General features: G+C 71.8%; 1 pseudogene. It reads left to right on the top strand.

Annotated features, from left to right (window positions below):
• Window positions 1–245, top strand: a pseudogene (locus CCN51_RS58610) (trigger factor); the annotation flags it as partial.

The following is a 245-nucleotide window of genomic DNA, read 5'->3' as shown; positions in this document are numbered from 1 at the left end:
CCGTCGTCGAAGGCGGCCAGGTGCCGATGCTCGTGGGCGAGGTCGCCCGGGGCAAGGCCCTCGCGGTCGTGGTCGAGGCCGCCAAGGTGGTCGACGACAAGGGCGAGACGGTCGACCTGGACGACGACGAGGACGAGACCGGCGAGACTGTCGAGGTCACCTCTGAGGAGCCGGCCGCCGAGGAGTCCGACAACGAGGCCGAGAAGGCCGCCGAGGCCGACAAGGGTGGGGACAAGGCCGAGGGC

It is taken from the genome of Streptomyces milbemycinicus, from assembly GCF_002154605.1.
GTDB lineage: Bacteria > Actinomycetota > Actinomycetes > Streptomycetales > Streptomycetaceae > Streptomyces > Streptomyces milbemycinicus.
The sequence above is the reverse complement of the archived record's forward strand: the minus strand, read 5'-3'. Positions and strand labels throughout refer to the sequence as shown.